Origin of the sequence: Pseudomonas sp. NBB, from assembly GCF_032701105.1 — a bacterium.
Taxonomy (GTDB): Bacteria; Pseudomonadota; Gammaproteobacteria; order Pseudomonadales; family Pseudomonadaceae; genus Aquipseudomonas; species Aquipseudomonas asiatica.
Genome location: NZ_CP103994.1, coordinates 3,804,611 through 3,824,455, shown reverse-complemented (window position 1 = coordinate 3,824,455; position 19,845 = coordinate 3,804,611). Strand labels below are relative to the sequence as shown.

Annotated in this window: 20 protein-coding genes and 2 tRNA genes; 10 read left to right on the top strand and 12 right to left on the bottom strand. The window is 54.8% G+C overall.

The window, feature by feature from the left end:
• Window positions 1–65: 65 nt before the first annotated feature.
• The 7 genes from NY023_RS17925 to NY023_RS17895 form a co-directional block, all read right to left on the bottom strand.
• Window positions 66–1,070: a glycosyl transferase family protein gene (locus tag NY023_RS17925; protein WP_013973280.1), complete on the bottom strand. Its 1,005-nt coding sequence runs from the start codon at window positions 1,068–1,070 to the stop codon at window positions 66–68.
• Window positions 1,067–1,402: a TusE/DsrC/DsvC family sulfur relay protein gene (locus NY023_RS17920; RefSeq protein WP_013973279.1), complete on the bottom strand. Its 336-nt coding sequence runs from the start codon at window positions 1,400–1,402 to the stop codon at window positions 1,067–1,069. The genes NY023_RS17925 and NY023_RS17920 overlap by 4 nt, the downstream gene beginning before the upstream one ends.
• Window positions 1,399–1,695, bottom strand: a complete 297-nt coding sequence (gene tusB, locus NY023_RS17915) for a sulfurtransferase complex subunit TusB (protein WP_013973278.1) — start codon at window positions 1,693–1,695, stop codon at window positions 1,399–1,401. Before tusB ends, NY023_RS17920 begins: the two co-directional genes overlap by 4 nt.
• The gene (gene tusC, locus NY023_RS17910; RefSeq protein ID WP_024087386.1) at window positions 1,695–2,054 is read right to left on the bottom strand and encodes a sulfurtransferase complex subunit TusC; all 360 of its coding nucleotides are present in this window, start codon (window positions 2,052–2,054) and stop codon (window positions 1,695–1,697) included. Before tusC ends, tusB begins: the two co-directional genes overlap by 1 nt.
• A 1-nt stretch (window position 2,055) precedes the next feature.
• Window positions 2,056–2,448, bottom strand: a complete 393-nt coding sequence (gene tusD / locus NY023_RS17905) for a sulfurtransferase complex subunit TusD (protein ID WP_013973276.1) — start codon at window positions 2,446–2,448, stop codon at window positions 2,056–2,058.
• Window positions 2,449–2,632: 184 nt separating this feature from the next.
• Entirely contained in the window at window positions 2,633–4,012 is a 1,380-nt protein-coding gene (locus tag NY023_RS17900) for a nucleobase:cation symporter-2 family protein (protein ID WP_013973275.1), read from the bottom strand.
• Between the two features lie 234 nt (window positions 4,013–4,246).
• Window positions 4,247–4,918 (bottom strand): Bax inhibitor-1/YccA family protein, encoded by a 672-nt coding sequence (locus NY023_RS17895; RefSeq protein ID WP_003251184.1) that lies wholly within the window; start codon window positions 4,916–4,918, stop codon window positions 4,247–4,249.
• Between the two features lie 134 nt (window positions 4,919–5,052).
• Here NY023_RS17895 and NY023_RS17890 point away from each other — a divergent pair.
• From NY023_RS17890 to NY023_RS17870, 5 genes are all read left to right on the top strand, one after another.
• Window positions 5,053–5,139 (top strand) — tRNA-Ser (locus NY023_RS17890).
• A 35-nt stretch (window positions 5,140–5,174) separates the two neighbouring features.
• Window positions 5,175–5,262 (top strand) — tRNA-Ser (locus NY023_RS17885).
• A 1,215-nt stretch (window positions 5,263–6,477) separates the two neighbouring features.
• A complete protein-coding gene (locus NY023_RS17880) occupies window positions 6,478–7,899 on the top strand; it encodes a tyrosine-type recombinase/integrase (protein WP_013973274.1) in 1,422 nt (473 codons plus the stop codon).
• Window positions 7,892–11,332: a hypothetical protein gene (locus NY023_RS17875; RefSeq protein ID WP_013973273.1), complete on the top strand. Its 3,441-nt coding sequence runs from the start codon at window positions 7,892–7,894 to the stop codon at window positions 11,330–11,332. The genes NY023_RS17880 and NY023_RS17875 overlap by 8 nt, the downstream gene beginning before the upstream one ends.
• A 95-nt stretch (window positions 11,333–11,427) precedes the next feature.
• The gene (locus NY023_RS17870) at window positions 11,428–12,078 is read left to right on the top strand and encodes a hypothetical protein (protein ID WP_044047127.1); all 651 of its coding nucleotides are present in this window, start codon (window positions 11,428–11,430) and stop codon (window positions 12,076–12,078) included.
• Window positions 12,079–12,156: 78 nt separating this feature from the next.
• Here the strand turns inward: NY023_RS17870 and NY023_RS17865 are convergent, their stop codons facing one another.
• Window positions 12,157–12,630, bottom strand: a complete 474-nt coding sequence (locus NY023_RS17865) for a helix-turn-helix domain-containing protein (protein ID WP_044047126.1) — start codon at window positions 12,628–12,630, stop codon at window positions 12,157–12,159.
• A 209-nt stretch (window positions 12,631–12,839) separates the two neighbouring features.
• Here NY023_RS17865 and NY023_RS27785 point away from each other — a divergent pair, with 209 nt between their 5' ends.
• The 3 genes from NY023_RS27785 to NY023_RS17855 all read left to right on the top strand — a co-directional run bounded on the left by NY023_RS27785 (window position 12,840) and on the right by NY023_RS17855 (window position 14,122).
• A complete protein-coding gene (locus tag NY023_RS27785) occupies window positions 12,840–13,127 on the top strand; it encodes a DUF6957 family protein (RefSeq protein ID WP_410479890.1) in 288 nt (95 codons plus the stop codon).
• A gap of 242 nt (window positions 13,128–13,369) precedes the next feature.
• Window positions 13,370–13,663, top strand: coding sequence for a hypothetical protein (locus NY023_RS17860; RefSeq protein ID WP_148265663.1), 294 nt, complete (start codon window positions 13,370–13,372; stop codon window positions 13,661–13,663).
• 63 nt (window positions 13,664–13,726) lie between these two features.
• Entirely contained in the window at window positions 13,727–14,122 is a 396-nt protein-coding gene (locus NY023_RS17855) for a hypothetical protein (RefSeq protein ID WP_044047125.1), read from the top strand.
• 131 nt (window positions 14,123–14,253) lie between these two features.
• Here the strand turns inward: NY023_RS17855 and istB are convergent, their stop codons facing one another.
• The 4 genes from istB to NY023_RS17840 all read right to left on the bottom strand — a co-directional run bounded on the left by istB (window position 14,254) and on the right by NY023_RS17840 (window position 17,705).
• Window positions 14,254–15,054 (bottom strand): IS21-like element helper ATPase IstB, encoded by an 801-nt coding sequence (gene istB / locus NY023_RS17850; protein WP_013973271.1) that lies wholly within the window; start codon window positions 15,052–15,054, stop codon window positions 14,254–14,256.
• Window positions 15,047–16,546, bottom strand: coding sequence for an IS21 family transposase (gene istA, locus NY023_RS17845; protein WP_024087936.1), 1,500 nt, complete (start codon window positions 16,544–16,546; stop codon window positions 15,047–15,049). Before istA ends, istB begins: the two co-directional genes overlap by 8 nt.
• Window positions 16,547–17,025: 479 nt before the next feature.
• Window positions 17,026–17,160, bottom strand: coding sequence for a hypothetical protein (locus tag NY023_RS27780; RefSeq protein ID WP_410479889.1), 135 nt, complete (start codon window positions 17,158–17,160; stop codon window positions 17,026–17,028).
• Window positions 17,161–17,222: 62 nt separating this feature from the next.
• Entirely contained in the window at window positions 17,223–17,705 is a 483-nt protein-coding gene (locus tag NY023_RS17840; protein WP_044047123.1) for a hypothetical protein, read from the bottom strand.
• Window positions 17,706–17,965: 260 nt separating this feature from the next.
• On the opposite strand from NY023_RS17840, the gene NY023_RS17835 reads away from it, so the two are divergent.
• Together NY023_RS17835 and NY023_RS17830 are read left to right on the top strand one after the other, a co-directional pair.
• On the top strand, window positions 17,966–18,535 hold the full coding sequence (locus NY023_RS17835; RefSeq protein WP_044047122.1) for a hypothetical protein: 570 nt from the start codon (window positions 17,966–17,968) through the stop codon (window positions 18,533–18,535).
• Between the two features lie 512 nt (window positions 18,536–19,047).
• Window positions 19,048–19,683, top strand: coding sequence for a hypothetical protein (locus NY023_RS17830; protein ID WP_013973269.1), 636 nt, complete (start codon window positions 19,048–19,050; stop codon window positions 19,681–19,683).
• Window positions 19,684–19,845: the final 162 nt, after the last annotated feature.

Genomic DNA, 19,845 nt, shown 5'->3' with positions numbered 1-19,845 from the left:
GTCGTTGGAGCCCAGTCTAGGGAAAAACGTTCGAATAACTAGCGCAAAGACTGCGCTCTTACTATCTAGTTATTAGATTGGTTGCGTGCGCCCCAGTAACCGCGTGCCGTGGCGAAAGCCTGCTCACGGTCTTGGCCCAGGCCGCGCAGGGCAAGGGCGATGGTTGCGACCACGGCCATCTCACCGTAGCTGTCCTCGGTCTCGCCGCGCCAGACCGCCAGCAATTGCTCCGGCTGCAGGCTTGCCGGCTTCACGTGGCGGCGTTCGCTCAGCGCTGGCCACTCCTCGTCCCAGGCTTCGCCGGCGGTGGTGCCGTATAGATGGCTGATGACATCGGGGTTGACCTCGATCTCGCCGCCATCACCCTTGATTACCACGACATGGTCGCCCAGCAGGCGGCTGGCCTCGCGGTGTACTGCCTGGTAGCCGGGGTGGAAGATGCTCTGCAGGCCACAACGCGCAGCCAGCGGGTTGAGCACCCGGGCCAGCGAATGGATGGGCGAACGCAGGCCCAGGGTGTTGCGCAGGTCGATCATGCGCTGCAACTGCGGCGCCCAGTCCTGCAGCGGGAAGAAGGCCAGGCGTTGCTGATCCAGGGCCCGGCTGACCGCAGCCCAGTCACGGCACAACGGAATTTCCAGCAAGGACAGCAACTGCTCGGTGTACATGCGCCCGGCGGTATGTGCACCGCCACCGTGCATGAGGATGCGCACGCCATTGTTGGCCAGGCATTTGGCAGCCAGCAGGTACCAGGGTAGGTGGCGCTTCTTGCCGGCGTAGGTGGGCCAGTCCAGGTCCACGGCGATGCGCGGCGACTGCAAGTGGGCGCGCAGGGCCTCGGTGAAGCCGGCCAGTTCTTCGGCGCTTTCTTCCTTGTGCCGCAGCAGCATGAGGAAGGCACCGAGCTGGGCATCTTCGACCTTGCCTTCCAGCAGCAGGGTCATGGCCGTGCGGGCTTCTTCACGGGTCAGGCCACGCGCGCCGCGCTTGCCTTTGCCAAGAATGCGCACGAACTCGGCGAACGGGTGTTCGGCAGGGGTTTCCAGGGTAAGCGGGCGAGGTTCTGTCATATGCAGTTGGTCGGCTTGGGCAGGCCCGCCAGCTTGGCGGCCAGTTTGGCGGGAGTGCCGTTGAACAGGCGGTTGAGGTGCGAGCTGTTGCCCTTGTCCGGGCCCAGTTTGAGGGCCGTGTACTTGATCAGCGGGCGCGTGGCCGGGGACAGCTGGAATTCCTGGTAGAACTGGCGCAGCAGTTCGAGGATTTCCCAGTGGTCCGCCGTCAAAGGGATGCCCTCGCGCGCGGCCAAAGCCTCGGCGGCGGCATGCGACCAGTCTTGCAGGTCGACCAGGAAGCCGTCCTTGTCCAGGGCGATCGCCTGATCGCCAACGTTGAGGGTATTCATAGCCAGCTGTTGACCTTGTCGTAATGCAGCGACAGTTCGACGAACCCGGGGTAGTCCAGGGCCTTGGCCAGCTCGTTGCCGACCGCGCGGGCCTGCACGTCTTCTTCCAGGGCGAACAGGCGCTGGGTCAGGCCGGCGGCTTGCAGCTGGCGGTGCGGTTCGCTGCCGGTGCGCAGGGCATATACAGCATCGCCGCACAGCAGCAGGGCGTCGTCGGTGCCGAGCAGGCGCAGGCAGGTGGCCAGGCGCTCGTCGCCAAACGGGGAGTGGGCAATTACATGCAGGGTCGTCATCAGAGCGTTACCACCTGGTCGAAACGGGCGATCAGTGCGGTCAGGGCCGCGTCGTCCAGCACTTGCACTGGCAGCGCCAGATTGTCGGCTTCCAGGCCGCGGCGAGTGAGGCTGTGGCTGCAGGCGAACAGGTCCTCGACGCCGAACATTGGCAGCGCCTGCAAGTTGGCGGCCAGGTTCTTCTGTTGCACGACGGTGGGCTGCTGGTCTGCGGCGAGCTGGAACACGCCGTCATCGAGGAACAGCATGCCCAGCGGCAGATCGAACGCGCCGCCAGCCAGGGCGATGTCCAGTGCTTCACGGGCCGATGGGCCGTTCCAGGGCGCCTGGCGGCTGATGATCAACAAGGATTTGGCCATTTCAGTCGCCTCCGAAGCAGACAAGGCGATCGGCAACTTGCGCCGCCTCATGAAGCTGGCCAAGCCCCGACAGCTCCCAAGGCTTGGGCAGGTTCACGGCCGGGCGCTGGTAGCGGTTGGCCTCGGCCTCGTCGAGCACGCCACGGCGCAAGGCAGCGGCGATGCACACCACTGCGTCCAGCTGGTTGGCTGCAATGAAGGCGCGCCATTGGCCGGCAACATCCAGCTCGTCCTGGGGGGCGACCACGTTGGCCGAGGCACTGTGTACCCCGTCCTGGTAGAAGAACAGCCGGGCAATCTCATGCCCGCCGGCCAGCACCGCTTCGGCGTAGCGCAGGGCACGCCGCGAGGAGGGCGCATGGGCCGGGGAGAACACCGCGATAGCGAATTTCATGGATAACTCATGCAAAAGGAATGGTGCCATGATAAAGCAAAAAAGCCCGCGCCCGCTTGTACATGGCGGGGCGGGCTTTCTGTCTTGCACCAATCTTCAGGTCTACGCGGCCTCGTGTAGGAGCGGCCTTGCGTCGCGATGGGCTGCATAGCAGCCCCATGGCCCTGACAGAAGGGCTCCAGGCTCAAGCCTGTTCCTTGCTCTCCGGCAAGAACCAGTTCAACACCAGGGCACAGATACCCCCGGTAGCCACGCCCGACTCCAGCACATTGCGAATCGCCGCCGGCATGTGCGCCAGGAACTCCGGTACCTGCGCCACACCCAGGCCCAGGGCCAGCGATACAGCAATGATCAGCAGGGCACGACGGTCCAGGCGGGTGCTGGCCAGGATATTGATCCCCGAAGCCGCAACCGCCCCGAACATGACCATGGCCGCACCACCCAGCACCGGCTCCGGCACCGCCTGGATCACCCCGGCAACGCTCGGGAACAGCCCCAGCAGCACCAGCATCACGGCAATCCACATACCGATATGGCGGCTGGCGATCCCGGTCAGCTGAATCACGCCATTGTTCTGGGCAAAGATCGAGCTCGGGAAGGTGTTGAACAAACCGGCCAGCAGCGAGTTGGCCCCGTTCACCAGCACACCGCCCTTGATCCGCTGCATCCACACCGGCCCTTCGACCGGCTGGCGCGACACCTTGCTGGTGGCGGTGACGTCACCGATGGCTTCCAGCGAAGTTACCAGGTAGATCACCAGCATCGGGATGAACAGTGCCCAGGAGAAACCCAGGCCGAAGTGCAGCGGCGTCGGCACCTGGAACAGCGCAGCTTCGTGCATGCCGGTGAAATCCAGGCGGCCCAGGTAGCCCGCCAGCGCATAGCCGACCGCCAGGGCGATAACGATGGCGCAGCTGCGCATCCACACCACCGGGATGCGGTTGAGGATGACGATGATCGCCAGCACCACGCCCGACAGCAGCAGGTTCTCGCCATTGGCGAAGGTGCCATTGGCCATGGCGCCGAAGCCACCACCCATGCTGATCAGGCCGACCTTGATCAGGGTCAGGCCGATCATCAGCACCACGATGCCGGTTACCAGCGGGGTAATCAGGCGTTTGACGAAGGGCAGGATGCGCGACACGCCCATCTCGACGAACGAGCCGGCGATTACCACGCCAAAGATGGCCGCCATCACACCTTCTACCGGCGTACCTTGCTTGACCATCAGCGCCCCGCCGGCAATCAGCGGGCCGACGAAGTTGAAGCTGGTGCCCTGGACGATCAGCAGCCCGGCACCGAACGGCCCGAAGCGTTTGCACTGGACGAAGGTGGCGATACCCGAGATGACCAGCGACATGGAGACGATCAGGTTGGTATCACGTGCCGAAACACCCAGTGCCTGGCAAATCAGCAGGCCAGGGGTGACGATCGGCACGATGATCGCCAATAGGTGCTGCAGTGCTGCCAGCAGGCCGATCAACAGCCGTGGCTTGTCCTCCAGACCAAGCACCAGTTCATTGGCAGGCGCCGCCGCGCCTGGGCTGTGTTCGTGTGAGCTCATTGCGAGAAGCTGCCCCGGAAGAAAAAGGAGCGCATTCTACGGGGTTGAACGCGAATTGGGGTAGAGAAAAGCATGATGGCGGCATGCAAGCCTGAATCCTGCGGGGACCCTGTGGGAACGGGTTCACCCGCGAAGAAACCAACGTGGAGCTTGGCACCGGCTGCGCCGGTGTTCGCGGGTGAACCCTCCCCAAAAAAAAGCCCGCCGAAGCGGGCTTTCTCTTGCAGCAATCAATCAGTCATCACGACCCATGATGCCAAACAGCTGCAGCAGGCTGACAAACAGGTTGTAGATCGACACATACAGGCTGATGGTCGCCATGATGTAGTTACGCTCGCCACCGTGAATGATCGCGCTGGTCTGGAACAGGATGCAGACCGACGAGAACAGCACGAAGCCAGCGCTGATCGCCAGTTGCAGGCCGCTGATCTGGAAGAAGAAGCTGGCCACGACAGCACCCAGCAGGACAAAGAAGCCCGCAGTGATGAAGCCGCTGAGGAAGCTCATGTCCTTGCGGGTAATCAGCACATAAGCCGACAGGCCGCCGAACACCAGGGCAGTCATGGCAAATGCCGAGCTGACCACCTCGGCGCCACCGGCCATGCCCAGGTAGCGGTTGAGGATAGGGCCGAGGATAAAACCCATGAAGCCGGTGAGCGCGAAGGTGGATACCAGGCCCCAGGCCGAATCACGCAGTTTGTTGGTAAGGAAGAACAGCCCGTAGAAGCCGATCAGTACCACGAACACGTTCGGGTAGCCGACGCGCATCTGCTGGGCCACGAAGGCCATGACACCGCTGAAGGCGAGCGTGAGCGCCAGCAGGCTGTACGTGTTGCGCAGGACCTTGCTGATCTCCTGCTGCTCGACCTGCTGGCCGTGGTGTACGGCGTAATCCTGTTCGCGCATGGCGACACTCCTTGGTAAACCTGTGGTTTTCAAACGTTCAGATGCTAGGAGTCTATCAGAGCTCCCGCAACCCGCGACACAGAGAGTTTGACAGCTTGTTTCATTACGGTATTATGGCGGCCGCAAAACGAGCTGGAAGCGTGGCCGAGTGGTTTAAGGCAACGGTCTTGAAAACCGTCGATGGGCAACTATCCTAGAGTTCTTATCTAAGGTTCCTTCCAGTTGCAGCTTGTTGTACCGCGTCATCGGAACAAACGGGGAATTGGCAGAGTGGTTGAATGCACCGGTCTTGAAAACCGGCGAACGTTAATCGCGTTTCCAGGGTTCGAATCCCTGGTTCCCCGCCGCGAGCTCAGTAAAATCAAGGGCTTAGGTGAAAACCTAAGCCCTTTTTTTATGCCTTTTCCCATGAGGAACGGCCGTTTCACGGGGTATGAATAGCATCTTTCCCCTCTGTCCTAATAAGGCGCAGTAGCGGAGTTGCACTATGTTGCTTCTTGTTGCGCGTTGTCATGCCAGTCTATGGGTAGTAGTGCAACTCAACCAAGGGGCGGGCATGAGCTTCTGCGCTAGGGAGTGTTAAGATCCATGGAAAGCCACGGAACCCCAGGGCTCAGTCTGCCCCGATCCTGAAACAGAAGCGAGGTGAGTCTGAGCACACTGACTCTGTTGGTGGCCGCTACCAGCTCAGGTTGCGCGTAAGCTTCCATCAGATCCTTCACGTCTGTAGATCCAGAATCCTTTTTTTCACGGAAGGAAGATGGGGTTCTCCTCCCCAGCCCGCGACAACAATCCACTCAATGCTCTGCCCGTATACCTACAATTGACCCTGTTGTGGCGCGTCTGCAGGTGCAGGAGGTTCGGGTTTGAGTGAGCCAGGGTCGAGGGCAAATGTATGCGCAAAGTATGCAAATGATGCCCCCTCTCCGGGTTACTCCTGCCTCGGGACTAAAGGCCTTAAGGGAGAATGAATATGCTACCAGGATGGCTTTAATGCCGTGCTCCGGGACAAACGGACAATGATGATACGGCCCTTGGTATCTCGAGATTCGCCACCGGATATCGATACGCAGAACCTTGGGTTTGTCCCGTTTCACCGTCATAGATAAGCAGCCATCCAATCACCTCCTGGCCTTTGTTGAGTCATTTGGCGGGCGTCGCAGCTGGCACAGCTTCCTTCGTGTTGCAGCAAAATTTATGAGCCCATTTAGACTCTCCCACCCCTCATGCGACGCTGAATTCCCCAATTCTGCGAATGATAGGCATTAATTTTTGTGTCCGACTGAATGTCACTGTCTCGGAGTCGACACGCTCAGAGTTCCAAGGAGGGGCTTTTGGCGCGTGATTGAGGAGCCGAGGTAGCCCCCCATTCATACTGCATTTTCGTTGATGAAAAGCCCCCTGTGCCGCGAATCAAAAACGGTATATTCGGAGCATACTCTAAGATGCAACTAAATAATTGCATCTTGTTGATTTCCGGAAAAGCTTGTGGAAGGATGCGCCCAAAATTTGGAGTCGTAGGCGCTCTGAATGCATAACCAAATGGTTGATTTGTATAAATGAAACATTATGAGTTGTATGAGACGACCAGAAATGGAATTCCTACGTTTAGGTTGCTTTCGCCTGATCCATTGGTGAGCGAGTTTTTTGACAGCTGGGCTTATCAGTTGGCCAAAGCCAAAAAGTATAAAACCGTTAGGGCATATAGTTATGCTGCTGTCGATATGCTGGGTTACGTACATCAAGTCGGCTTAAGCAATGGCGGGCTTACGCCGATGTTGCTGAGCGAGGCATTGGACTGCTATGAGAGCTATTTGGTTTTTGGGGTGAAAAGTGATTCCCCAATTGCATGTAATGCTGCCAGGGTTCTCGGGTCGAAGAATCTTGCTGGTGCATCCGTAGGTCTTCACCGGGCAGGTTGTAATAATTTTATCGAAGCTAGCGAAGCCATGCGAGATGGCTTGTTGCAAATGCAAGAGAGTGGCTATGTAACTGATGTTGCTGCGTCGATGGTGCCGCTCTTTTCCGCAAAGCACGCTGGCGCCCCCCGTAGGGTTAGTGCGGCAATCAAAGCTAACAGTTGGTTAGCAGGGTGTATTGCAGGTGGTGTGAAAAAAATTAAGAAACAGAGGGTTTCTTCACGGTCGAAAGCACCAACGATGGCGCACACAGATTCTTTTGGTGGTGACTATAAAGCGTTCCCAATCGATAAATGTGTTGCACTGATCGACAGCACTGACTGCCTGCGAGACAAGGTGCTGTGGTCATTTCTGGCTGCCTCAGGTTGTCGAGTTTCGGAAGCTCTTACCGTGCTTACGGATGACATCGACATTGATGTTGAGAATCCAGCACAGAGCCGTGTGTATATTGTCGACCCAGATACTCGTCGCGAATTTCTGATTAACTTCATTCCGGAGCGTTTGCTCAATAAGCTTGATCATAAGGGGCGAGATAAGCCTGATACTTTTCTGATTGAGCCGTTTGCGTCCATTTTTTGGATGAATTTGGCTCTCTATCATGAGGAGCAGATTGCGAAGGAGAAGCAAAGGCATCGGCCTGTATTGCATCCTTTCCTTTTTCGAAATCTCCGTGACGGTGGCGCCATGCCGTCTTCGTACCAGGCTGTATGGGAGCGCTTTAACAAAGCAGCGCTCAAAATTACTGGCACTAGCTATGGGTTCCATTCTTTGCGTCACATGTACGCTTACTATCTAGTGAACCACTGTCCAAACCCTAGGGATCCCAAGCGGTTTGGTCTTGACCTCAAAATGGTGCAGCAGTTTATGGGGCATAAATCTATTACGTCCACGGAGCGGTATGCGCGCAAGGACGCGAGGATGCTCGAGGCTACGTTTGCTGCTCTCAATATGCTGCGCATGTCTGCTTCCAATTTCAGTGTTGCTAAGGTTCAGCTTCAGCACCTGGAAAATGAGGTAGACCAGATCAAAAAATCTCTGAATGAAGGTCGCGACAATGATTAATCTCAGCAAAGATACGCCTATTTGGCTGGTGTCAGAAGAGAACGTGAAGTATGAGTTTCAGAAGGCAGTGAGGTCTGTTCTTCAGATCTACAAAAAGACCTGTGGTATTGCCAAGGGAACGTCTACTGAGCGAGTAGAAGCTGCATTTCGCTATGGGATTGATTTCAAAGACTGGAAACTGCCTGAGTTTGAGCTTCTTCTTCAATCCACTTATCGCAAAAGTGAGATCAGGATGGGGGATATTGATCGGAAGCTTCATGCTCTTCCGCTGGCATATGACCAGGCCCTGTCTCAGTTTTTTCGCATGGTATTCATCGCACTCTGGGCGCGTAAAGTGTTTATCGCACCCTTGTCGATTCAGACCATCAACCACCTGCCAGGATCTTTTGACCTCTTGTGTGAGGAGGCCAACGTTGAGTGCCTGAGCATCATCCGTGGTGTCCACCCAGAATCCTCTATTGAAAGCATTTTCAAGCGTGAGGAGTTTAATAACGGCAGTAGCCGGGTTAATTTCTGGCTGCGGCTGTTGCTCAGCACGGATTTCTACAACATTGAAGACATCACAGAGGAAGGATGCAAAATTCTCTTTGACGGTGCTAATGGTTCTGGTGACTTGCCGCTTCGGCGGTACTATGTCAACGACTTCTTGCTGACCATCACCAGCTCCTCTCCTGCCAAGAAAGAAGTGGTTGAAGGTATCGTAAGTCAGTACCAAATCTCTAAGCGTATGAACACGGTTGCCAGGGTATACAAAGGGCGCCGGGTGGCACAGAAAAAAGATGTCAAAACCGCAGCGCAAGAAGCGCACGAGATGTCGTATAAAATGGCGCAAACGCTGGCTAACGGTGAGGTCGAATTTGACTTCGAGCAGGTGTTTAAGACCCATTTCCAGACACATCGAATGAAGGGGATTTTTAGCCTAGGTGAGGATGGTGACCGGCTACCATTTGTGGAGGAATCACATCCCCAGGTCAAGAAATTTGCCATTTATATTGATGGTGTATTTCGCTCATTTATGACGTCTAAGCGACTACAGAAATCAAGTGGGTATACAGCTGTGCTTAGCATTTTTATGAGCTATGTCACAATGTATTTACCAGGCTTCTACATGCGTCGTGACGGAAGCTTGGAGAACTATCCGAGGACGATTAACGATTTTACTTGTACTCTCTATTTTACTCGTGAATCGGTGTTTTTGGATGGAGTTATCAAGTTCGAAAAACAGCCGCCTAGAACGTTTTTGGCATACTTGGAGGCTTATGCGCGTGCTCATGGTTGGGGGAATGATACTCACTACGCCCGTGTTCTGGTCATGGAGCACTTCTGTCAATACATCGAGGATAACAAACTAGCACTGCCTGATGCGGATCAGTTCAAATGCAATTTCACCAGTGCTTGTTATCCGCCTGTAGAAAGAAGGACGGGGACGGTTAAGAAGCCAATTCCTAGGGTGTACTTTGCAACATTTTTGAGCATGCTGTATAGCCTTGAGTATCTGACTGATCACATTAACAACATGCCTTACTACGAAGGGCAAGACGAAAAGGATATCAACTATGGGGTCTTGAATGGTGAGCTGTGCCAGCCGACGATGGCTGATCTTCAAAATAGTCACGCATGGGCTGGCCTTTACGCGAAGGAGGTCAGGGGGTTTGGGGAGGTCAATCAAGCGCTGCTCAACTATACTCCCATTTTCTATCATGAGCAGAAAGTTCACCGGTTCGAGATCCTTCCTAGGTTCTACAAACTGGTTGATTTTGAGTTTAAGGGTGAAAATGTTCAGCGCATCTCTCCAAACTCGGTGCGCTTGACAATTCTTATGTGCGAAACGGGTCTTCGTCAGCAGCATCTTATTTGGCTTAACAAAGACAAATATGATTGTGTGCTCGATAGGTACTGGAATAGTCCGTTAGCGCCGTTGTTTGTCAGCTCGGACAAGTCACATGGTGAGTGGACTGCGATCGTTTCGCGCCATGTTATCGATGTCATGGATCGCCAGAGAGCTTGGTATGATTCTTGTAGCTCATCAGCTTACCAGGAAGACCTCTGGTATGATTTTACTAAAGGGTCTAAGTTTGGCCAATTTAAACCGCTGTTCCGAGATGCCGGGACGGGTTCGAGTCAGTGGGCAAATTATCGGCATTTTCCTGTCTACTTGCTGATGCTTCAGCACTTTATCAAGGAGGTGATTGGGGATGATTCTGGAAACGACTTGGTCTTCCTCAAATCGGCGGACGAGAAAAATAAGCCTATTGCGGGCTACGATAACGTGTATTTGAGCACTCTTTCGGTCGGTGAATTGACCAGTCCGCATACCCCACATGGTCTGCGGGCGGGCTTTGTTTCTGAAGCGATGCGCTTTTTGCCTCCATCCTTGATTGGTCAGTTTATGACGGGGCAGACGGAGCAACTGGTTTGGTACTACACCATCTTCGATGGGGAAAACATGCCGGATCATCAGAAACTGCTGGCAGACTACATGCTCAAGAACATGGACAAGCTCAGTGGAGGTGATGCACCTGAGCTTGCTGCTGCTGCACTGCGGTTGAACGCCAGGCTGGCAGACAGCATCCATGTGGATCCAGTCAAAGCAATCGAAACGCATGGCTTGATCAGCCTTACTGGTGTGAAAGCAGAAGACAGCGGTCTTGAGGTGTTGCGAGCTAAGAGGTATACCAAATTGGCGTACAATAACTGCCATATCTGCCCATTTGATAACCGCTGCCCTAAAGAAGTGATTCAACAGATTGGTGCAGGGAAGCCTTGTGCACTTTGCCCGTATGCTATCCGGGGTGTTGACCACCTGCCCGCTATTAGTGCGGAAAAGGATAAATCCAAAGAGGTAATGAAGGAGGTCATGGGCAAGTTGCGTGAGTGGCGTGCTTTGAAACCAGCCTCACGCAACGCACAAGATGCTGAGAAGCTGAATGAGGAATATGATCGCTATGCCAGGGAGGCTTATGCTCTGGAAGTCATCGAGCAGCAGCTGTACCGTATGGCAAAAAGCGGGGATTTCAAGAGCTATTTCCTTCCTGAGAAAGACGGGCTGGTGGCTCATTTCGAGAAGGTTAATGTCACCGAGGCGGAGCACGTTCTTAAGCGTTTGATCGATGTTCAGAATTTCCCAGATGCTACGAGTGAAAGCTTGAACCAGAAATTTGCCTACATGCGCATGGCAATGCTCATGAATCAGGGGAAATTTGATGAGCTCTTGCGTGTTGATCCAAGGCCTCCAAGTCATCAGCTGTCATCGCAGATCTCGAGCATGTTGACGACGGGAGTTCTTGATGTGAGGGATGTCATCAAGATTGGGCACGCGGCCTCTAATCCACATTTGCAAACTAAATCGGCTAATTTGATCTCTGCGACGCTGGGAGTCGAAGATCGAGCCAAGGACACTTCTGACTCTATCCCTGTGGTGGAAATTGATTAATCGAAGCTGATCACGTAAGGGCGCCCATGTAGCAGTTGCAGACTTTTTTGACGATTCTGCTACAATGGGCTCCTTGATAGAGCCTGGGTGGTGTGATGCAGCGCATTGATACATTTGGCGAGTATAGAAGTAAGCATAAGGCTGCTAGGATTTCCCATATTCATAGCGCCTTAAAGATTTTATCTGACGCGACCTATGAGAACGTTACTGGCCTTGCTAAGGGCGTGGCCAAAATAGTTACTGAAATAGAATTGCGTAATCATCTCAGCCTACCGGAGGATGAGCGCCTTATAGATCTGAAGCCGGTTAGCCATGTTACGCTTCTCAGAAATCCGGACTATCGCCAGATTCTAGAGCAAAATTATTCCCGAAGAGTTTGTGTTGATGCACCGGTCGCCATTAGTTTTTCTGACTACCAAGCATTAAAAATAAGAAATGCGGGCCTAGCAGGTCAAATTGCACAGCTCAAACTCACAATCAGAAACCTTGATGCTGGTGATGTTCTGGAATCTGGTGATTCGGAAGAATTAAAGAACCAAATTAGTCTTTTGGGTGATGACTTGAAGTTCTTGATTTCGTTTATTGATAACATGCAGAGTGAAGCATCAGACATTTTTCTCACCGTCAGGCCTGGTGAGGAAAGCACAGAATTCAATGCAGCTGGCTATTACGGGGTAATGAGCATGGTCGCAACCTATGATGAGCTGTTACGGCTCGAAAAGTTACGCCAGAAATTCGGAGCATGAGTTTAGGCTTCTAGTCAATCATGCGCTTGTGGTGCGCTGATGAGCTTCAGCGCATCCACCTTTCTTCTCGAATGCAAACTACCCTTTTGCCCAATATCGGCGGACAGAAGTGAGCGGAATTCCTAACTGCTCTGCTACTTCTAGTTGATTAAATCCCTTTGCCTTGCAATCAAGGACAGCTTGCTCATTAGCAGAGTTGAGAGGCTTACCACGGCTCCTCTCTACCAGCTTACCCTCTTGGTCGAATTGAGCATCAAGCTTCTGTAGTGCGCCTTCCGACTCCAGTCTCTGTAGCTGAGCACCAGCCTGTAAGAGGACGTCCTGGTAGGACTGTCCTGTTGCGGTGGCAATTGCCAACGCATGCATGGCCACGCCACCCAAATCTAACGAGTCGGCAATTTCGTCAAATCGCTCAAGGGTAACGCTTACCTCCCCGTTCTCAAGGGCGCTGATTTTGCGCCTGGAGAGGGCATCCGACAGATCTGCGTAGCGCGCCTTGCGCAGTACGCGGAGGGTTCGGAGTACGCCAGCAAAGGCGATGCGCAGATCCATGTGGCGACCTCAAAATTCAGGATATAGCCACAACGCAGTAATGCCAATAAACGTCAAAAAGGTGTATTATCGGTCTTTGGCTCGATTGAGATAGTTTTAGGCCCTGTCAGCCTTGCTGCAGGTGCGATAGCTGCACCGGCCCCCTTGGAGGAAACGGATATCGACAATACTTCAGAAAATGTTCAAGTCTCACCTAGCGGCGACAGGGCCTGCGACCCGGAGCGAGAGCGGCTGAGGAATCACGTCAAAAGCCGCTCGGACACAAGGCTTATTGCTTTGTCGAGCAGTGGACAGTCCTCCGCGCAGCGCTTTCGCCAGAGGAGCATGAGAAAGTACGTTCAGCTGGTCATCTGCCGATCTTTCTCTTCGCCAACAAGGTGATAGAAGACAGCCGACTGCGCTTTCAGCTCCGCGACTGGGTTCGCTCAAGCATGTGTCTCACCTTCGGTGGGGTGATGTTTGTAACGCGGAACACGCGTCTTGCTTGGGCCAGGTGATGAGCAGACTGCTGAGTCTCAGCGTGATCTTCTCACTTTTGTAATCCATGGGTTCCTTCTCGGCAACCCCAGCAATTTAGAGACATTTGATGTTCAGAACCACAGAGAGCCACCGGGTCGGTGTGCCTGGCATGTTTGGTGAGGGAGAGAGCATGTGGTGTGCGGTGACGCGCTACATGGAGACTCACTACTTCCACGTAACCGTTGCTCTAGGAGGTGCTGAGCGGCGAGGGCGTTACCTCATGCAGCTGGATGATGAGCGGCTGCTGCAGCGGGTCTTGGTTACCCAGTCTGATGAGGCTTACGTAAAGAGTATCCGGGTGGTCACGCCAGGCCACATTAATGGCACTGGTGATTGGAAGATGGAGACTCTTGTACGGGCTGTGATTGGCCGGGATCGCAACGAGTGTTCAGTCAGCGTTCTAACCGTGGAGAGTGGATTGGTCTATCACACTTCGCAGGCAGAGCTGTTTGAGGTGGACGACCTTGCTGACCAAACATTGATTTTCCAGCCAAGTATGATCCGTACGGATTAGGCACGCCTCTGGACATTCATAAGCACTTCTACAAGGTCACTTACACGAGGCATTGGAGCCACAATGACTGATACGATCGCGGTTGAGTATCACGGCAAGCGCCATTCGGATTTTGATTTGCTGAGGATTCTCAGGGCTGAATCGCAGGGTTTTGCCCTTCCAGTAACAGCTTATCTAACCGGGGTGTTTATCAATGCTCGAGCCGCTGTGGGGGTTGTATTCGGGCATGTGCGGAAGGACTCGCTGGGTCGTTTTGCGGACGGACACATCATCCGTACCTCAGATGTGGTGGACGTGTCGAAGGAAGGGAGGTTTTGGGTGCTTACTACCGAACACAGCCGGTACGTTGTTGCGACGTTTCGTCCTGATGGTGGGCGACAAAGCTTGCGCAATTATCGGAGGTTTGCGGGGGATTCAAATCACCTGACCCCTCGACTGTCGGCGCTGATTGAAAATTGACCCACCCTGCCGATTGAAAAATGACCCAGGGCTGCTTGCCGATTTAGACCCCGGCAATTGTGGATAAGCCTAGCAGTCGACAGCGTCGTAAAAGTGCTGACCCTGCACTCAGCAAGGCCAGCCCAAAGAGGTCAAAACGGGTCGTCCTCCGCCTCCTCGATATCCTGTCGCCTGCGCTCCCTCGCCTGGATCTTGGTCTTGGCCACTAAGGTGCTGTTTTGCAGGCGGTACGATTCATTCCCCGTCTCGACGATGTGGCAGTGGTGGGTCAATCGGTCGAGCAAGGCCGTGGTCATCTTGGCGTCGCCAAATACGCTCGACCATTCGGCGAAGCTGAGGTTGGTGGTGATGATCACACTGGTGTGCTCGTAAAGCTTAGAGAGCAAGTGGAACAGCAAGGCCCCGCCGCTCTGGCTGAAAGGTAGGTAGCCAAGCTCATCAAGGATTACCAGATCTGCACGCAGTAGTCCTCGGGCGATACGCCCTGTCTTACCCTCGTGCTTCTCACGCTCCAGCAGGTTGACCAGATCGACCGTGGAGTGGAAGCGTACACGCTTGTTGTGTTGGGTGATGCTGGCCACCGCCAGGGCGGTGGCGAGGTGCGTTTTACCGGTGCCAGGGCCGCCGATGAACACCACATTTTGAGCTGTGTCGGTGAAGGTCAGAGTGGACAGTTCCTTGATCAGCCGGGCATCAGCGCTGGATACACCGAAGTCGAAGCCAGCCAGATCGCGGTGTATGGGCAGTTTCGCCATATTCATCTGATGATGTACCGAGCGCACTGCCCGGTCGGCGTGTTCCTGATCGAGGAGATGCTCGATCAGCCATTTCGATGAGGCGGTGGTGGATTCACCTTGTGCGGCCAGATCTGCCCAGGCAGTGGCCATGCCGTGCAGGCGTAAGTCTTTGAGTTCCTCTGTAAGATCACGCATTGCGCACCTCCTCATCTGTGCTGCGCAACCGGTCATAGCGCGCGGTATTGGCGATAGGGGTAACTTTCAGTTGCAGGTTGGTTTCGACCGAGGGTGGTGCTTCACGGGCGGTCAGACGGGCCACGATATTGAGGATGTGGTCAGCGCTCAGGCTGCCAGATTCCAAAACCAGCTCAACCGCTACGAGGACAGCATCCAGGCCAGCGACGGGCACGGCGGCCAAGACCTGGGTCATGACCCGATCACCCTGTAGATGCCGCCGCAGCCCGCGCCTGAGCAGGCGTAGTGGCTTGGGTAGGTCGGCAAACGGGGCACCATTGCGTAGGGCTCCCGGTTTACGCTCAATGAGGGGGATATAGTGTTGCCAGTCGTAGCTGACCTGATCGCGATCAAACAGGCGCTCGTGGCTGGCAATCACACCATCATCGGCAATCACGACGATTCGCGAGGGATAGAGCCGACTGCTGACCCACTGGCCAACACGCTCACAGGGTACTGAATAGCGGTTGCGGGCCACGTTGATCAGACAGGTGCTGGAAACGCGAACCGTGCGCTCTACATAACCGTCGAAAGGCGTCGGCATCGGCATCATTTCGACGCGCTCCAGTTCTAAGACTTCTGCAACGGTGAGGCCGTTGTACTGCGGATGGATCAGCTCGTGCCACAGAGCCCGACAGCGCTGGGCAAGCCAGGCATTCAACTCTTCGAAGCTATGGAAAGTATTGTCGCAGGCAGACAGCCAGATGCGGCGCCGACTATCTTGGACATTCTTTTCGACGATACCTTTTTCCCAGCCGGACGCTACGTTGCAGAAGTCCGGGTCGAACAGGTAGTGCGAGCACATCACCATGAAGCGAGCGTTGACCGTGCGGCCTTTACCCTTGGAGACCTTGTCGACCGCCGTTTTCATGTTGTCGTAGATGCCGCGACGCGGCACGCCGCCCATGGCGGCGAATGAGCGGGTATGGGCATCGAACAGCATTTCATGCCCTTGGCTGGGATAGGCCACTAGCCAGAAGGCTCGGCTGGCACATAGCTTCATGTGCGCGACCTGGACACGTCGGAAAACACCGCCAATCAGCAGGCCTTCCTCGCTCCAATCGAACTGGAAGGCCTCGCCCAATGCGAACGCCAACGGCACAAATGCCCGTACCGCCTTGCCTTGCTCTCCGCGCCAATGACGAACGAAGGCAGTGAGCTGGCTGTAGCCGCCGTCATAGCCTTCAGCGCGGATCATGGCCAGCAGCGCCTTGGCACTGCGACGATGTTGCTTGGCCCTCAAGGCATCAGCCCGCAGCGCCTGCTCCAACATCTCGTGAAAGGGACTGAGCTTGTTGAACACGGCTCGACGCTGATAAACCGGCTGCTTGGACTCCGACGCTCTGACCCATTTTCGGATGGTGTTGCGCGACAGGCCGGTGCGCTTGGCTATCTCATGCAACGACAGCTTGTCGCGGAAATACATCCGCCGAATTTTGCCCATCATTTCCATGCTGATCACCCTGTGTTCTCCTGCTCAAAAATTGAGCAGGTACAGTGGAACACCTGGGTCAGTTTTCAGTCAGCACAATGGGCGAAACTGGGTCAGTTTTCGGTCAGCGGCAACACCCTCGACGCTTGCAGTAGTGGAATTGCTTGGGCGAGCCGCTGAAGCGGCCAGGCTCTCGTGCACCGAGCCAAGGCTCGACCCTTCCGGGCTTCGATCCTTTTCGCCTCCGGCCTTCCTGGCCTGCGCGCTCCGCTTGCCTAGAGAGTGCTGGATTTATGGTCTACCTGTCTGGCTAGGTACACCCAGCAAGGTGGAGTGAGTCAAGTAGCCAGCATGCCGAATTCATGGGTTACGTCGTCCCGTTCCTGTCCACATGAGGCGTGAACGCAGATCGAATCCATCGCGGGTGGTACGAAAGATCCGCTCCAGAATTCCGTCTGCCAGTTAATGAAAACGCCGCGTTGGTCGCGGCGCTTTTAAGGCTACTGGATGGTCTTTACCATGCTCCTAGATATCCATCCCTGGATCTCAATACCTTCGTGTTTGTAAATGACCTCAAGCCAAGTCTTGTCGGTCGAGTCTACAACCTCCAGCACGGCATACTGTTTCAAAGGCATGATTACCTCGGCCTTCATGCCTGGCGAGTAGCGAAGGTTCACGTTCTCCCTGGCCACGAGCCTCACACGCGCCTTGGCGTTTTAGTCATATGGCACATCGAGGAACGAACCAGCTTGTGAGCCTCTGCAGTAGACTCCGACCGAAGGGTAAGATCATTGAGATCACACAGACCGTCCTTGAAGTCTTTCCACTGGCTTACAAGGGCCATCGTGCCGGAAAGGAAGCCCAGAATGTAACAAAGCAGGAGGAACGCGGCTGGGGTAAGCGGCTTGCGATTCTCCTTGCCATCAAGTGCATCGATAATTTCTGTCTGTAGCGAGGCTTCCAGGACGGGCTTGACGTCATAGCGGGCTGCCGGCTCCTGAACCAAGGCTGTCTGCTCGACTATTTCGTACTCTTCAAACAGCCTGGCCAGCTTGCTTGCAGACGTACGCTCGAGCGCCTCGAACAATGGAGACTCTGCAAGGATCGCTACCTGCTTCATCATTTCGCTGTACTTCGGTGTTACTTGAAGCTTTGCTAACCCTTCAGTGAAACTGTCCATGTGTGCGAAGCTCGCCAACCTGGCTTGGGTCGCGTTTTGCCCAGTCTCGGCCCCAATGGGCAGATATTCATCAAGCCTTCGGCCTTTCTGGCCTGCGCGCTCCGCTTGTTATCATGCCCACTATCTTGCGGCCTAGTTGGGTGCCGTGTTCAGTGGCATTTGAAGTGGAGGTCAGAGGGGCAGCAAAAAAAATCGGAAATACGCTCAAGTTTTTTCAAAACGCACCGTTTTGATAATTAAGAGCATTTTTCGAGAGCATTATGTATTCCAGCAAACACCGCAACACTGAGGTTTCATTCGAGGCATCGACATCCTTCAATTTACCAGAAGGGCTTGAAGAGTACCGCGCCATCGTAAAACTTGAGACCTCAGGTCTCATCAATACATGGTTCGATGATTTCAGAGTGGCATATACGCTCATTCAGGCAGTCCAGGTGGCTACGAGTTTGAGTCACTCGCTTGTTCATCTGGCCAAGCACCGGCGTTCGGTTGAGGAAGAACATAAGCTTGCTCACCGTGTAGCATGCTGGAGTGATCTCATCGCACCCTATATGTCAAAGCCCCAGCCGGGCAGTGATCAGTTGTACTGGGGCGGATCAGGAGCAGATTTTGTTGCGAGTGGGGCTTTCCGCGATCCTGATCCGATTGTTGAATTCTGTGATAATAATGACGCCATCTACGATTTCGCAATCAGTCTCGAAGGCGGTTCAGTCTCTATAAGGTTCGGGAGGGTGGCTTGGATGCTTTCTTCGTCCGAGGCGGGGTGGCTAGCTGAGCAGGTGTGGGCAGCGACCCTTTTGGCAGCACAGCAAGCTAGATGCTTGAGTTGATTTTGGCCTGACCTAGCTACCCGGGAGGGGGAGATGCTCATGTGTGCGACGAGGTCGCCAAGGGCGTGCCGCCTCGCGGCCAGGCTCTCGTGAACCGAGCCACGAAGTGGCTCGGCCCTGCGGGCTTCGATCCTTCACGCCTTCGGCCGTCGGCTTGCGCGCTCCGCTTGCCTGTCCTCCTCGCTGGCTCTGAGCTATTTGCTCAGAACGGATGCAGATACTTGAGTGGAGAGGGAGTCCAGCCCAAGGGGCATTCGACCCTAACATCTTTAAAGGAGCCCTCCAGCCGACTGCCATAGCCGAAAAATTGCAGATTTATGCATAAAATTCAGAGGCTTGTACCATTCCGAGCCATTCGATATGATCGATATCGGCTCTCCGCCAAAGCTCTGGTCGGCTTGAAAAAGAGGTCGCTATAACCAGCTTCATTCCTGCTATCGCATTCCGGAGTTCCCGGTTAATCGCTAGTGACAAAACGCCCAGCGCAGCGACACTTTCCTGGTATTTCTTGGATGACTGACTTCGTCAAGGCAGCTGCATTTGCAGCCAAAAAATCTCTCGCCCTCAAGGGCATCAAAGTCCAGCACGGCATTGCGCTGGAGATCGTTTCCGCGTTCCTGGGATACAGGACATATGCTGCCCTGGTGGTAGAAGAAGGAAATGAAAGTCTGAAATATCACCTGGCTGATGCTGAGGTCATTGTTCTTGATTACGAGGGCGGTCTCTCTAGGCTGATTGAGCTCGAGGTGATGCAGAGCTTCATCGTTCAAGACTTCAGCGACGCTATCGTCGAGTGTCGTTACGGCGTATTCCCGGATCTGTCAGACTTTCTGGATGACTACGTCGAGCGGGAGCTTCAGGACGCTATCCTTTCGCGTGAAACTGTCATCGAGGCGGTAGAGCACGCCACAGGGTCTGAGCCATCTTCAGTTGAGCTGGATGGGCATTGGTCGTTCAGCGAGCAGCTCTGGACAGCCCGCGATACTTGGGAGGTTTCCTGCTCAGGCTCAATCGAAGGGTTGGCCGACCAAAGTAGTGCTGAAGATGATGACGAGGTGGAAGAGGTGCGCTGTAGTGGCTGGGTCAAGTTTGCGAAGGTGGGGCGGACAGGGCTGAGATTCCAGCGTAGCGGTGCTGACGTGCTTTAGACCATTGTCCGGGATCAGCTGGCCGCTATAACCACTTTTTGCCCAGTGCGATATCTACGATTTGCAACTGGGCAAATGATCTGGACATTGAGCATCCAATCCCTGATTAAGGCAGGAAGGTTGTGGGGGGATCAGTACGGTTAACCGCATGTAGGTGACTGC